Source organism: Pantoea sp. EA-12 (genome assembly GCF_030053355.1).
In the GTDB taxonomy this organism is placed as follows: Bacteria; Pseudomonadota; Gammaproteobacteria; order Enterobacterales; family Enterobacteriaceae; genus Pantoea; species Pantoea vagans_C.
Genome location: NZ_JASGBY010000003.1, coordinates 270,699 through 284,716, shown reverse-complemented (window position 1 = coordinate 284,716; position 14,018 = coordinate 270,699). Strand labels below are relative to the sequence as shown.

Annotated in this window: 11 protein-coding genes; 4 read left to right on the top strand and 7 right to left on the bottom strand. The window is 51.4% G+C overall.

What is annotated here, in order from left to right; all coding sequences use genetic code 11:
- Positions 1-21: 21 nt before the first annotated feature.
- Positions 22-1,470, bottom strand: coding sequence for a MocR-like pyridoxine biosynthesis transcription factor PdxR (gene pdxR, locus QMZ30_RS06495; RefSeq protein ID WP_283226774.1), 1,449 nt, complete (start codon positions 1,468-1,470; stop codon positions 22-24).
- 104 nt (positions 1,471-1,574) lie between these two features.
- Here pdxR and QMZ30_RS06490 point away from each other — a divergent pair, with 104 nt between their 5' ends.
- On the top strand, positions 1,575-2,285 hold the full coding sequence (locus tag QMZ30_RS06490; protein WP_283226773.1) for a GNAT family N-acetyltransferase: 711 nt from the start codon (positions 1,575-1,577) through the stop codon (positions 2,283-2,285).
- 25 nt (positions 2,286-2,310) lie between these two features.
- Here the strand turns inward: QMZ30_RS06490 and QMZ30_RS06485 are convergent, their stop codons facing one another.
- The 4 genes from QMZ30_RS06485 to QMZ30_RS06470 form a co-directional block, all read right to left on the bottom strand.
- Positions 2,311-3,108 (bottom strand): coiled-coil domain-containing protein, encoded by a 798-nt coding sequence (locus QMZ30_RS06485; protein WP_283226772.1) that lies wholly within the window; start codon positions 3,106-3,108, stop codon positions 2,311-2,313.
- Positions 3,109-3,278: 170 nt separating this feature from the next.
- Positions 3,279-4,880 carry an APC family permease gene (locus QMZ30_RS06480; protein ID WP_283226771.1) on the bottom strand — a complete coding sequence of 534 codons (1,602 nt, stop codon included), beginning with the start codon at positions 4,878-4,880 and terminating at the stop codon, positions 3,279-3,281.
- A gap of 310 nt (positions 4,881-5,190) precedes the next feature.
- The gene (gene opgB / locus QMZ30_RS06475) at positions 5,191-7,482 is read right to left on the bottom strand and encodes a phosphatidylglycerol--membrane-oligosaccharide glycerophosphotransferase (protein WP_283226770.1); all 2,292 of its coding nucleotides are present in this window, start codon (positions 7,480-7,482) and stop codon (positions 5,191-5,193) included.
- Between the two features lie 214 nt (positions 7,483-7,696).
- On the bottom strand, positions 7,697-8,086 hold the full coding sequence (locus QMZ30_RS06470) for a tautomerase family protein (RefSeq protein ID WP_283226769.1): 390 nt from the start codon (positions 8,084-8,086) through the stop codon (positions 7,697-7,699).
- A gap of 120 nt (positions 8,087-8,206) precedes the next feature.
- Here QMZ30_RS06470 and QMZ30_RS06465 point away from each other — a divergent pair, with 120 nt between their 5' ends.
- A complete protein-coding gene (locus tag QMZ30_RS06465; RefSeq protein WP_283226768.1) occupies positions 8,207-9,130 on the top strand; it encodes a LysR family transcriptional regulator in 924 nt (307 codons plus the stop codon).
- Here QMZ30_RS06465 and QMZ30_RS06460 read toward each other — a convergent pair.
- A complete protein-coding gene (locus tag QMZ30_RS06460) occupies positions 9,104-10,117 on the bottom strand; it encodes a glycosyltransferase family 32 protein (protein WP_283226767.1) in 1,014 nt (337 codons plus the stop codon). The two genes, QMZ30_RS06465 and QMZ30_RS06460, sit on opposite strands and share 27 nt — an antisense overlap.
- A 417-nt stretch (positions 10,118-10,534) precedes the next feature.
- Between QMZ30_RS06460 and QMZ30_RS06455 the strand changes: the two genes are divergently transcribed.
- Complete coding sequence (locus QMZ30_RS06455; RefSeq protein ID WP_283226766.1) at positions 10,535-11,485, top strand: YncE family protein; 951 nt, start codon at positions 10,535-10,537, stop codon at positions 11,483-11,485.
- Here the strand turns inward: QMZ30_RS06455 and QMZ30_RS06450 are convergent.
- Complete coding sequence (locus tag QMZ30_RS06450; protein WP_283226765.1) at positions 11,478-12,032, bottom strand: histidine phosphatase family protein; 555 nt, start codon at positions 12,030-12,032, stop codon at positions 11,478-11,480. The genes QMZ30_RS06455 and QMZ30_RS06450 overlap by 8 nt on opposite strands.
- Before the next feature lie 581 nt (positions 12,033-12,613).
- On the opposite strand from QMZ30_RS06450, the gene QMZ30_RS06445 reads away from it, so the two are divergent.
- Positions 12,614-14,008 (top strand): MFS transporter, encoded by a 1,395-nt coding sequence (locus QMZ30_RS06445; RefSeq protein WP_283226764.1) that lies wholly within the window; start codon positions 12,614-12,616, stop codon positions 14,006-14,008.
- Positions 14,009-14,018: the final 10 nt, after the last annotated feature.

Genomic DNA, 14,018 nt, shown 5'->3' with positions numbered 1-14,018 from the left:
GCGGCCATGATGCCGCCGCGATTATCCAGATATATATTGTGCGATATGTGCAACGCCAGCCAACATCTGGCTGGTGCTGGTGTTGCCATAACCCAGCACCAATCCCTGCTGTTTTTCCTCTCCCCAATAAAATCCTGATAGTGCGCCAGGTGCGTAACCATGGGATATCAATCTATCCACCAGTTCGCGGTCCTGTTGATCTTCAGACAGACGCAACACCAGATGCATACCGCATTCACCACCCAATAGCGGAACCTGTGCCCCAAAGACCTGCTGTAGTGCGCTACGTAAGCTGGCCTGGCGCTGGCGATAAAGACGGCGCATTTTGCTGAGATGGCGATTGAAATCCCCATTACGGAGGAACAGGGCCAGCGCTTGCTGTTCGAGGCGGTTTCCCCCGCGCAGTAATTCATGCAAAGCCGGGCGTAACTGAGGCAGTAATTGAGGAGGAAGCACCATAAAACCGATACGCAGTGATGGAAACAGCGTCTTGCTGAACGATCCCACGTAAATCACCGGCGTGGGCTGCATCATGCCTTGCATCGCAGCAATCGGTTCGCCGCTGTAACGAAAATCGCTGTCGTAATCATCTTCGATAATCCATGACTGATGTTGTCGAGCGGCAGCCAGCAGTGCCAAACGACGAGGGGCGCTCATCACTACGCCAGTGGGATATTGATGGGTGGGCGTGGTGTAAATCAACGTCGGTGCGCGTTGTTGCCAGTCACTGGCTTGCGGTGCCAGTCCTTGCTCATCCACCGCGATGGGTTTGATGCGCATATCACCCAAGTGCATGGCGGCTTTAGCCCCACGGTAGCCCGGCTCTTCCACCCAACCGATATCTCCGCGCTGGCTGAGCAGCGCCACACACAATGTGAGCGCTTGCTGTGCGCCATCGGTAATGACGATCTGTTCGGGCGTACAGCGCACCCCACGCGCCAGTGCCAGGTGCTGTGCCAACGCTTCACGCAGCCTGTGTTCACCGAGCGGATCGCCATAGCCCAGCAATGGCTGGGGTTGATGCTGCATTACATGATTGAGTGCTCGCCGCCACTGTGCCAGCGGAAAGTGCGCCAGCGCTGGGATGCCAGGCCGCAGAGCCATCTCCTGGCTCAAAATACGATGAGTTGAACGCAACTGAGCGACTCTGGGGGATAGCGTGATATTGCTGGCATCAACTTCATTGTATGGAGAAGAGGGAAGTTGAGCGATAGCACTGATGCGGCTGCCCTGGCGATCGCTGAGCAAAAATCCTTCAGCCTGTAATTGCGCCCAAACCCCGGTCACGGTGTTACGTGATACCTTGAGATCACCCGATAATTGGCGGGTCGAAGGTAAACGCGTGCCAGCAGGGAGCGCGCCAGTCAGAATGGCCTGCTTGATGCGCTTAAACAGCTGCTGTTGGAGCGTTAGCTCGCTGTTCATTTCCAGCGGAGCCAATAAGAGTTGATGCAGTTCGCTCTCGTTCATGGTCATCACGTGGACCCATAAATTTCATCGAATGTGGTGCTTTTTAACATGCCAGCTAACTGGCACGCTGTGCAACAGGCTTTCACTGACAAGGGAATTGAGCAATGACGCAATACACCAATGCTTACGGGCAACCCGTTGGCGCGCCACTGACTGCATGGCAACCGCGCAGCTGGCCCTCTTACGAAATATTTACGGGCCATTATTGCCGCCTTGAGCCGTTAAGTGCTGAACGTCATGGGGGCGATCTCTACAACGCTTACGCGCAAGCTGCTGATGGGCGCGACTGGACCTATATGTTTGCAGAGCCTTTCCCGGATGAAGAGGCTTATCTCGCGTATGCGCGTAAAATTGAACAGGGCCGAGACCCAATGCATTTCGCGGTGATTGACTTGCGCAGTCAGCGAGCGGTGGGCACTCTGGCGCTGATGCGTATTGACCCGGCGCACGGGTCGGTTGAAGTGGGGCATGTGGCTTTTTCACCGCTGCTCAAGCAAACCTGTATGGCGACAGAGGCGCACTATCTGTTGATGCGTTATGTGTTCGATCAATTGGGTTATCGCCGCTACGAATGGAAATGTGACAGCTGCAATCAGCCATCACGCAAGGCAGCATCCCGCCTGGGCTTCCAGTTTGAAGGTATTTTCCGTCAGGCAATTGTGTATAAAGGCCGCAGCCGTGATACCTGCTGGTTCTCGATCATTGATGGTGAATGGCCGGAATTGAAACAGGCATTTGAGCGCTGGCTGGCGGTGGAGAATTTCAGTGAGGGTGGAGCGCAGCGCAACAGGCTCGAAACACTGCGTATGAGATGATGATCGTGCCGGGCATCAGGCCCGGCTAACCGACAAAAATGTATTTGGCGGCGGCGAGTACAGTTGCGGTGGTCATCCCGAGTAGCAGCCGGCGGAACCAAATATTGTCTCGCTTTAACTCAGCAAAGCCTATCTGCATTCGCTGATCTAAATCGCTGATCCTGGCGTCCATTTTTATAAATTTAAGGTCGATTTGCTCGAATTTTTCGTCGATCTTAGCGAACTTCTCATCGATTCTGTCAAATCTCTCGTCAATCTTCGCGAATTTCTCGTCGATTTTTGCGAATTTCTCATCAATCTTCGCGAATTTTTCGTCAATCTTAACGAATCTCTCATCAATCTTCGCGAATCTCTCGTCAATTTTATCGAATCTCTCGTCAATCTTAACGAATCTCTCGTCAATCTTAGCGAACTTCTCGTCGATCTTAACAAATCTCTCATTGATCTTGATGAATTCCGCATCAATTTTGTCAAATTTGTCGTAGATTTTGACGAATTCGGCATCGATTTTATCGAATCTTTCCCTGAAACTTAAAATGACTTTATCATTAGCATCAAAGCGTTGTTCTATGCCCTGAAACTGTAAACGCACCTCCTTTTCAAATTGCGCAATGCGAATATCTAGCTTATCGATACGATGATTGGTGTCACTCTGGGCGCGCACCAAACTCCCCATCGCCTGAGACAGGTCAGACTTAGTTAAGGCATTTTCTTGCTGCATCTCCGCAAATATTTCAACCAAGGCTTCTGCTTGCCTGTCTTCAATACCGGCCTGTTGCAGAGATTTGTAGGCTTTGTGCGTATTCATCATCGCGAGTGTCATCCGTGTACTCCTGTCATCTTCCTCAATAAAAGGAAGACTATCCGACAGGTGATAGTTTACCTATGTAATCGTTGTTATTTTGCGCGATGCCTCGAAAAAAATCAATTAGTACAAAGGGTAACGATTTTTCGTATAAGAAAAAGCCTGCTTAAATAAGCAGGCTTGAGGGGTTAATTGGCGGCGTATTTTTTACTCACCGAGAGGTCGGAAGTGGGGGTGTCTTCCTCGTCATCACTGATATCAGGTTTAGGTAAACTGGCCTTAACCCCCCAGAAGTAACACACCAGAGCAGCTACGATCGTCAGGATCATATCCAAAGGTGAGCTGATTATGCCGCTGCCGCCATAGCTGCCCAGCATCGAAATGACCAGGATCGCAATGTAGTAGGCCAACAGCCACCAGGCGCATCGGAGATCTTGCTGGAATTCACTGTTCTTCTTGCCAAAAATCGCATAGCCAATCCATGCCACCATTAAAATTGGCACCAGGATTTCGTTTACTGACCAGCCACTCCAGTAAATCAGCAGAGTACTGGCGACAAACGCCAGCGGGCTCAAAACAGCGGCAACTGGCAAGTGGAAGGGACGCTTAAGTCCTGGAAGGTGATTTCTAAAAGCACCAAGCGTAATTGGGCCAGGCATATAGGTGAAGACGGTGGCTGAGGTCACTGCGCCAATTAAGCCTCCCCAGACCTGAAATTCTGAAGGGAGTGTCCAGACGATAGCCAACAGCAGTGATAACCATAACGCACCACGCGGCACGCCAGACTTAGCATCCACTTTGCCAAACACCTTAAACAGATGGCCATTACGTGCCCACGCAAAGAGCACGCGCGCAGCGCCCGCCAGATAAATATTGCCGGTGCCAGCAGGCGAGATGACCGCATCGATCAGTATTAAGTTGATAAGCCAGGTTAACCCCAGACTGCGTGCTAAATCAGCATAAGGAGACTGGAATACCTGCTTCAAGCCGGCCCATCCATGTTGATTAAGCACGTCTGTCGGCACTGCACCCATAAAGGCATACTGCAACGCCAGATAAATCACAAAGCTCACCGCAATCGCAATGCCAATCGCCAGGGGGACATTGCGTTGAGGATTTTTCGCCTCACTGGCGAAATCAACGGCCTGGCGAAAGCCGAGATAGGCAAAAACAATTCCCGCCCCGGTTAATGAAGAGAAAACACCATGAGCGCCACCCGGAGGTGCGGGAGGCACGGAAAGGTTAGGGGCGTGGAAATAGAGCAGCAGGGTGATAATGGTTAACAGAGGGACGATAAATTTAAACGTGGTGATAATGGTATTCACGCGGCCAAAGAAGCTGACACTCCAGTAATTGAGTAAAAAGAAGGCCACTAACAAACCAATTTGCACGGCAAAACCGAGCCCGGTTGGGCTGCCATCACTGTGGCCTAACGCTGGCCACCAATAAAGCGCGTACTGACGCACGGCTTCAACTTCGACCCCCGCCGTGCTGGTATACGCCAGTAATGAACTGACGCCAATCACAAAGCCCACGATATTACCGTGCGAGTAATTGGGATAACGGACAAAGCCCCCAGCACGGGGAATGGCGGAGGAGAGTTCAGCATAGACCAGCCCGATTAACAGCACTATCACAGCACCTAATACCCAGGCCCAGCCAGTATTACTACCGGCGTAGCTTGAGCTGTTTAATGCTGCATACAGCCACCCGGAGCCAATCATCGATCCTATGCCTAACAAGGATAAATCGACTAACCCTAATTTTTGTTTTAATCCGCTCGATGCCATAAATTACCTCTGCGATCTGGTCATTTAATTGATTTATATATTCGCTCAAGGGTTTATAAGCATGTTGCGTGCCAGAATAAGTTTTAAGACGTCATAGTTCATTGGGTAAATTAATTGTTTGCACAATTGAGTATCTATGCGGGGTTGAAGGGGTTGTTATTGCATGTGTTTCATCGATGCAGGGAAAAATAAATCAGGACGAAATCAAGGATTGTGCATGCTGCACTTAAAAGATCCAAAATATATAATATGTGACCGTTGGAAATATTATGTCACTCCAATGGTAAGAGTGACATAATATTTTATGTTGCTACTGCGTTGGGACGATTTTTATATCTACCATGCCAATACCCAATTTGCGTGGGTCCTGCCCGGTGATATTACCCTCATTGGAGAGTTGTGGCTCAGGTGGCGTAATAACCAAATTACGGCTTCCGTTAGGATTGTTGAAATGCAGCGTGGTGGTGGAGAAATCATCACCCAGATTAAGCTGCTGCTCCTCATCACCGACGCGCACCGGGATGGGACGATGCGCGTTCGGACCGAAAGCACGTGCGGTGATCACCACATCAAATCGTGCCGGTAGGGGATCGACATATTCGATGTTGACCTCCGGTGCCAGATTGGCGTTTGACCAGCGCCCCCAGCTCTCAGGGCGTGATATCCCTTTAAAATTCTTCACGCCGTTGGGTGCGCCCGGTACGGTCAGTAAGAAACTGTCTGCCTGGTAGCGAATAGCATTGTCCTCAATGCGTATCTGCTGCTCATTAAGTTGATAGGTCGCAGCACTGACTTCGGCTTTGGGGAAACTGGCTTTGCCTTTCCACAGCGGTTTATCTATGCGCGTGACGGTGGGCTGCGCACCCATTTGGCCCATCGCAAGGCAGAGGTCGGTAGACAGCGCTAAATCAGGTTGCCACAAACGGCCCATTTTAAAGCAGCGATCGACCCAGACGAATTTATCGGAAGATGTGAAATCAGCCAGCTGGAAACGCAGCGGTGCCGAGTATTCCCCCTCGGGCAGCGGCTCAACACGATCGCTGCCCACGCGAAACAGAATCGGCAATTTGAAGGTTGAACCGGAGAAACTGAAGGTATTTTTTTGCTGATCGATGGTAAAGGCATCCAGTTTTTTCGGGAAATTCCACAACTGAATGATGTCAGCTTTCCACGCAGTGACCTTCTGTGTCATGTCCTGGAACTGGGTCGACAGAGAGGTTGAAGATAACCCACTGCGGCCCAGACCAATGGCATTGTCACCGCCCAAGATATCCAGCACCGTGGCGCCATTATCCAGGGTGCTACGTTTGCCCGTTAACACTTCTGCCTGAGGTTGATCGCCACGGATAACCATAAACAGGTCGCGGCGTGGCTGTTTAATCAGGTATTGATGCGCGGTGTTGTTCATCGCCAGATGATCGGAGCTCACGACGATGATGGTATTTTTAAACCAGGGTGAGGCTTTGATGCGCTCGATCAAACGTGCAACATGCTCTTGCGAACAGGCAACAGCACTGAAAGATTGGTTTGGTTTGCCGTCGTAGCTGTAGCTTTTCCGCTGACAGCTACGTGAGATAAAACCATCGGGATGATGGGTGTCCACTGTAAGCGTAAACAGAGCAAAGCGTTTCTGCTGACGCGACAGCTCCTGATACTTCTCGAACACTTCGTCCATCACCGTGTCATCGTAGTAGCCCCAGTTGTTACGATAACTGGGATCGGTCACGCGGTTTTGCAGCTCCTGCGAACCATACATATTCGCGGGGGAGAACCCGTGTGATTTCAGGAAGGTATCTTTTCCGGCGAAGCGCAGGTCGGCCCCCTGAATAAACCAGTTTTCATAACCGGAGTTCTTCAGGATGTCACCCAGACAGATGTTCTGTGGATAGAAGCTGGAGAGCGAAGCCGACGCATTACCATCAAAAGGCGCAAACAACGGAATGCCACATTGTGAAGCGACCATACCGGCAATGGTGTAATCCGTACCAGGCAGCTGCTCGGTCTCGCTAAAGTCGATGCTCTGATCTTTCTCACGACTGAGCTCAGGTGCCAGGCCGGGAAAGGCTTGCTGATCAAAGTAGGTGCGCTCAAGACTCTCGCCGTAGATATACACCAGGTTGAGCTTGGGTTCGGCGATGACCTTTTTGGGCGTTTTATAATAATCATCGAAATCAGTGTCTGCCTGCTGCGTATGCGAGGCAATAAGATCCTTCACCTGGCGAAAAGCAGGTGTGGTTTGCACTGAACCGGCGGCACAGGCAATCGCCAGTAGACTCCAACCTAGATTATGCGGCCGTTTTCGGCGGCGCAGCAGCCAGGAAAGCAGGCAAAATAACAGGAACAGGCCAATGATTAATCCAATGGCGGGCACCACATATTTGCTGATACCTGCTCCGGTCAAACTGTTGGTTAAGGTGTAAAGCACTGCATCGGTAATGCCGTCGCCGGTAAAATAGTTGCTGGCATACAGCGTGGCGTTGAGCACGATAAACAGTGTTAACAACAGCAAGATCAGGATAAACCAGAATTTATTTCGCCCGGCTTTGTAGGAGTAAACGGCGATTGCAGCCAAAAAGAGAACAACCGAAACTATCTCGGACAAGATCAGATCCTCACATTGAAGAGTGACGCAATCCTTGCGCCCACGGCCCTCTTTGGGGGTTATGCGTCAATTTATCCAGGCTGTCACAGGGCTGCAACATAACCAAACAGATTTGTGCGGCGCATTCCGATTCGTTTAATGCGGGTTTAAGCTGACTATGGTTTTACCTGGCAGCAACGTCACCGTGGCTGCCAGCGAGGGAAGGGAGAGGAGATTAGAGTTTGCCAGTAAGGTACTGCGCTTCACCGTCAGCAAAGCTCCAGTCGCCTTTACTGTTAGTGATAAAACTAATCATCAGATCGGTGCCCTTTACGCCACAATTTTCTAAAAGCTCGCGTGCTAACTCTGCCATGAATAACGATTTCTGTTCTTCACTTCTCGGGCTGGTATAAACCCGTACCATCACCAGGTTATCGGTGCGTTCAAATCCCAGTCCAGTGTCCTGAAAAACCATTTGGTAGCTTTTGTTTTCATGAACAATCTGATAGCGATCGCGTGCGGGCACTTTAAACGCAGTCAGCACGGCGCGATGCGCAGCGTCCAGTAAGGTACGGACCTCTGATTCTGAACGGCCCTGAATGATGTCAAATGTCAATAACGGCATAAATAAACCCTCGTTTTTGCTCACAAGATAAGAGTAGGATGTGGCTCTATGCTGCCGCTTGCTGCAGGAAAGAAAAAGCGTGCTGGTTGAAATGATTATTTATTATTTTGAACAATACCGATGAAAGAAATCAAAACTGATGCCCTCTGGGTGCATTTACATTGGCTTACTGTTTTAGCCGAGTTGGGCAGTTTTACTCGTGCAGCTGAACGATTAGACGTCAGCAAAGCAGCCATGAGTCAAAAGATTAAAGAGCTGGAAGAGATGGCGGGCGTTTCGCTGGTGCAGCGCACCACCCGTAGCGTGCGGTTGACCTCAGCCGGTGAAAAGCTGGTGGATGAATTGCGTGACCCTTTTGCGCGCATTGCACAAAGCTTTTTCAGCGTGCGTGATGAAGCCGGGCCGGTAAGGGGTCTGGTGCGGGTGAGTGCGCCCGTGGCGTTTGCCCGTCAGCAGCTGGTGCCGATTATCGGCGATTTCCTCAGAGAATATCCTCAGGTACGTCTGCAACTGGACGTGACCGACCGTTTGGTCTCGCTCGGCAGTGAAGGGTTTGATCTGGCGATTCGCCACAGCCAGACATTGCCGGAAACCCATGTGGCATTGCCGCTATGTGAGACGAAAGCGTTGCTGGTGGCCTCGCCCGCTTATCTGGCACAAAATGGCGTACCACAGACACCCGAGGGACTTCTGCAACATAACTGTTTGTACTATCCGCGCGGGCTGGAGTCACCGCAATGGCGTTTCCGTCCTCTTAACGGGGGAAGCGAGACCGTACAGGTGAAGATTCAGGGGAATTTCGCCACCAATAATAGCGAGTCAATTCGCGATGCCGCGCTGCAAGGGCTTGGGATCGCCATGCTGCCGGATTTCAGCGCGACCGCCGCGTTATCCGCAGGGACGCTTTCACAGGTTCTGCCGCAGTGGCAAACGGTGGATGCTTTCGCCGACCGCTTATGGGTGGTGCGCCCGTATGCCGCACAGGTGCCACGGGCGGTCACCACCTTTGTCCACTGGCTACGCGCGCGCTTTGTTGATGGCTGAAGCCAGTGCAACAGTGGCCTGCGGTTGCATCATCTCACCTAACAGGCTACTGCGGTTGTAGTTACCTAAGCGCAGGTTAAAGTCGAGATGTAGTTGCTCATTGCCGCTCAATTTGATCACCGGCGGCGGTGTCATTGGGCGTTGGTTGAATAACACCGCATGGGCAAAGGCTTCACTTTTCCAGCCGCTCAAGCGTTGATAGTAGTAAGCGTTGGCTTCACATTTTCGCAGATAGAGGTTAACGCGACGATATTCGCGCATGGCCGCTTGTTGCGCCAGTGAACCCAACTGATGTTGGGGTTGCTCAATTTTTTGTGTTAGCAACGCATAGTCATCGCGCTTTGCGAGCTCGATGAAGTAGTTTTGCTCGCCAAGGTTTTTAATCGGCGCGTACTGCTTCTGCCATTCGCGAATAAACGGATTGTTAGGTGCGGCCGCGAGGAACCAGTTTTCAATCACCGGTGCCAGATAATTGACGGTAGAAATTTCGCGATAGTAACCAATGACATCCATACGGCGATCCTGATGGGCACGATGCACCCAAGATAGATCTTCAAATAACAGTGTGCTGCAATCAATGGCAATGCCGCCGTAGCGTAATAACAGTTCCAGACGAATGACTTCGCTTTTCTGCTGTTTGCTTAATTGCGTTGAAGTGAAAATAAAATCAGGCAACACTTCTTTTACTGTTAAACGATTTAATAAATAAATATCGTGATCGGGATTATCTTTTCGTAATTTTTGAATATTTAACATCATTGATTTCGGTAAATACTCATCATCCCAATACATCCAGACTTTTTTCGGGATCTCCGGCAAGGCTTTCTCGCCAGAAAACAACACGATATTGTCCTCTTCGCTAGGATCGTACTCCGGCGCGCAGAGCGCAGTATGCTGTTTTTTCTGTAGTAAGGTCTGGCTGGTAAAGGCAATTCTTTTCCAGTTCTGCCAGAGCGCAAGCGCTGGCTGGAGGCGTTTTGTTTTCATGATGCACCTAATTATTGTGATTATGGTGGCAAGGATTCCCTGATGCTGGCGGCTTAAGCGCTCTTATGTTTCCTCACGGCTGTGTGTAAAAAGTACTCACCTCAGCTTAATAAAACATTCTGGCCTTAGAGGCTATTACTTTTTTTTGCTTTCAGATAAACCGGAAAATGAAGGATCCGTTAAGCATAAAATTTTCGATAAATAAGTGCGTTGATTGCTGAATCTTTAATTAATTATCATTAGGACTATTCCTAATAAAATAACGTGCGCATGGCGATAGCTGCGGCCTGGATTAAAAGTGTCCGCTGATCCGACCGGTTAAGGCGGCTACATTTTCTGCTGGCCTGGCAGGGATTTGCCCTTGCTTGATGCCGATTAGCTACGCTTACACCACTGGGTTAACACAAAGGAGGCATTATGCAGTCATACACCCGTGGGTTACTGGCGGTGGATAAACAGGGGAATCGTGTCCTGTTTCTCGATCCCGATACCTATGCTGTGCAGCAGGAGTTGAATGCGTTTCCGCCGCGTCCGCATGAGCTATTGATGCTACCCGAACAGGAGAAGGCCTATGTGCCGATCTATGGCGATGGCATTCACGGTGACAACCCGCATCCGGGCCATAAAGTGGCTGTGATCAATTTACGCCAGCGCCAGATCAGCGGTTTTATCGATTTATCGCCGCTGCAATCCCCCCACAGTGGCCAATTAGGGCGTGATGGTAAAGTCTATCTCTGTTGTGAAAACAGTGCGGCCGTGGCCGTTATCGATCCTTTAACCGACAAAGTCGAGAAAGTGATCACCCTGCCTTCACACAATGCCCATCGGCTGACGTTGTCTCCCAGCGGGCGCAAGTTGTTTACTGAGAACGAGGAAGACGCGAGCATCACGGTGGTGGATCTGTGTGAGGCAGAAGGGCGCATCATCGATAATATTCTGATGCCTGGCCCCATCGCGGGTATTGCGGCTTCACCAAAGCATCCCTATTTAGTGGCGAGCGCCGCAGATGCGCCGTTGTTATATGTGGTCGATCGCCAAAGTCACCGTATTCGTCAGCGCATCAGATTGTCAGGCCATCAGCGACCCTGTCAGGTGGTGCGTTTTAGTGCCAACGGCGAGCGCTTGGTGGCGATTGGCGATCAGGAGCCGTTGGTGACGTTGTTTGACGATCTGCTCAATCCGCTGGGTGACATTCCGGTTGGCAATAAACCCATGGATGGCTGTTTCAGCGCAGACAACCGCACGCTGTTGATCGCCAATGAAGGTGATGGTTCGTTGAGCGTGATTGATTTGCAGCAGATGAAGGTGGTTGCTACACCGACGGCGGGGAAGGGGTGTGAAATATTGAGTTATTTCCAGCTTAAATGAATGGGCGGTGGTAAATCGCGCTGCTCCAGTGGCGGCTGCTGGCATGTTTCTCAGCTTGCCAGCCGCGCTTACGTAACTCACGTGCAATCAATTTGTTCATGATGCCATGGCCGACTAACAAAACGGTGCCCTGTTTGGACAGCGTGACCAACTTGTCTGCGGCCTGACGCGCGCGTTCTCGCGCGTGTTTAACCGATTCCACATGCCCGGCATAACCACACAGCCATAACAGGCGCAACAGTGCCAGCCAGACCGTCAGCGGCAGATGCAGGCGCTCAAACGGCAGCAGGGGCATCGCCACTTCGCTGAAAATGTCATCCACGGCATGCGGCTGCAAACCGAGACGTGCCAGGGATGAGCGTGCGCGTGGCAGCGGACTGGAGGCAATCACGCTGGCCAGATGCGCAATCGCCCTGCTGCGCGCCGGTGGCGAGTCGCAAATGTCAGCGAGGTCGTATCCTTCGCACCAGTCAGCCAACGCTCGCGCGGAGAAGCGTCCGCTCACCGGATGGTCAGGTTTGCCGTGTCGCATAAGGATGATAGTCATAAGCGTCCTGATTGATTTTTATCCAGTGTAATGCAGGCGTCGGCTAAACCGCGTAGGCAAGCCCGTTTTAAGATTAATTCGCAATTGTCATCAAAGCTTAACTGTATTGTGCGAAAAAAACCGCGATGAAAGATCAGCTGCCACTCTGCCAATGATAAGCATTCATCGTTAATAACGTGCAGTTTGACGAATGATGACTCAGGCGTGTGAGATGTAATGTCATGAATTGACGCCATTTTTGCCTTTTAATTCCGAGTTATAGTAAAGATAAATTAATTGTTTTTACTTTTATCACTTGATTTATCTACGCGCGTAGATAGACTGTGCACACAGTGATAGCTCACGGTGCCAAAGACGAAGTTGGCCTTGAGATGACCCAGTTACATTTGCCTTACTAATGCGATCGATGAAAATAACATCGGCGAGAACAGGCGAATAAGCGAATTCCAACACCAGGGGAATTCTTTGACTTTCATCCAGGTTTGCCTACTGAACGTCGTCACCGGGGTGTTCCGCTTGTTGCAAGGGAATCGACCCACGGAAGGGCGTTTGCTGTTTTCACCTATTTCAGGGAAAGGGTTATGACGGTACATCAATCCGTTTCGCAACAAACTTCACTGACCTCCACTTCAGCTGCCGATGCGCGGTTGGAAACCCCCTCTGGCCGCAAAGATTTCTGGCGCGCTACTTTCTCATGTTGGCTGGGCACTGCCATGGAATACGCGGATTTCGCGCTCTATGGTCTGGCTGCCGGCATCATTTTTGGCGATGTATTCTTCCCCAATGCCACCCCGACAATGGCGTTGTTGTCCAGCTTTGCCACCTGGTCGGTCGGCTTTATTGCCCGTCCCATCGGCGCGCTGCTGTTTGGTTGGATAGGCGATCGCAAAGGCCGAAAAACCGTCATGATCGCCACCATCATCCTGATGGGTGCTTCCACCACTTTAATTGGCTTAATTCCTTCCTACGCGACCATTGGCGTATGGGCGCCTGCTTGTCTGGTGTTGCTGCGCTTTACGCAAGGCCTGGGCGCAGGGGCAGAGCTTTCAGGCGGCACCGTGATGCTAGGTGAATATGCACCGGTTGAGCGTCGTGGTCTGGTCTCCTCTGTTATTGCACTCGGCTCCAACAGCGGCACGCTGATCGCCTCACTGGTGTGGCTGGCGGTGATTCAGATGGATAAAGAAAGCCTGCTTGCCTGGGGCTGGCGCATCCCATTCCTCAGCAGTGTGCTGATCGCGGTGGTCGCACTGTGGCTTCGTCGTCACCTGCGTGAAACCCCGGTCTTTGAACGCCAGCAGGCGGCATTGCAGGCCGAGCGTAATGCCACCTTGCAACAGGCTGCTTCCGAGATTGATACCCGCAGCTTCTGGCAACGCAGCCGTGCTTTCTGGACCATGGTGGGTTTGCGCATCGGAGAAAACGGTCCTTCATATCTGGCGCAGGGCTTTATTGTGGGCTACGTCGCCAAAGTGCTGATGCTCGATAAATCGGTGCCGACCACCGCGGTGTTTATCGCCTCGGTGCTGGGTTTCCTGATCATTCCTTTTGCCGGTTGGTTATCAGACCGCTTTGGTCGCCGCATTACCTATCGTAGCTTCTGCCTGTTGCTGATGATCTACGCCTGGCCCGCCTTTAGTCTGATGGATAGCCATGATCCGGCCATCGTGATTCCGGTGATTGTGGTCGGTATGGCACTGGCTTCGCTGGGCATTTTTGGCGTGCAGGCTGCGTGGGGCGTTGAGATGTTTGGTGTCAAACACCGTTACACCAAGATGGCGGTAGCGAAAGAGCTAGGGTCTATCCTTTCAGGTGGAACGGCACCTTTAGTGGCTGCAGCGCTGTTGTCTTACACCGGTCACTGGTGGGCGATTGCCGTGTACTTCTCGGCGATGGCGAGCATCGGATTCCTCACGACTTTTGTGGCACCCGAAACGCGCGGGCGCGATTTAAATCTCCCGGAAGATGCCATTTAGCGCTCAGAGG

Coding starts and splice junctions, on each gene's coding strand:
- QMZ30_RS06445 (WP_283226764.1), top strand. CDS start 12,614: ATGACGGTACATCAATCCGTTTCGCAACAAACTTCACTGACCTCCACT.
- pdxR (WP_283226774.1), bottom strand. CDS start 1,470: ATGAACGAGAGCGAACTGCATCAACTCTTATTGGCTCCGCTGGAAATG.
- QMZ30_RS06455 (WP_283226766.1), top strand. CDS start 10,535: ATGCAGTCATACACCCGTGGGTTACTGGCGGTGGATAAACAGGGGAAT.
- QMZ30_RS06485 (WP_283226772.1), bottom strand. CDS start 3,108: ATGACACTCGCGATGATGAATACGCACAAAGCCTACAAATCTCTGCAA.
- QMZ30_RS06450 (WP_283226765.1), bottom strand. CDS start 12,032: ATGACTATCATCCTTATGCGACACGGCAAACCTGACCATCCGGTGAGC.
- QMZ30_RS06490 (WP_283226773.1), top strand. CDS start 1,575: ATGACGCAATACACCAATGCTTACGGGCAACCCGTTGGCGCGCCACTG.
- QMZ30_RS06465 (WP_283226768.1), top strand. CDS start 8,207: ATGAAAGAAATCAAAACTGATGCCCTCTGGGTGCATTTACATTGGCTT.
- QMZ30_RS06470 (WP_283226769.1), bottom strand. CDS start 8,086: ATGCCGTTATTGACATTTGACATCATTCAGGGCCGTTCAGAATCAGAG.
- QMZ30_RS06460 (WP_283226767.1), bottom strand. CDS start 10,117: ATGAAAACAAAACGCCTCCAGCCAGCGCTTGCGCTCTGGCAGAACTGG.
- QMZ30_RS06480 (WP_283226771.1), bottom strand. CDS start 4,880: ATGGCATCGAGCGGATTAAAACAAAAATTAGGGTTAGTCGATTTATCC.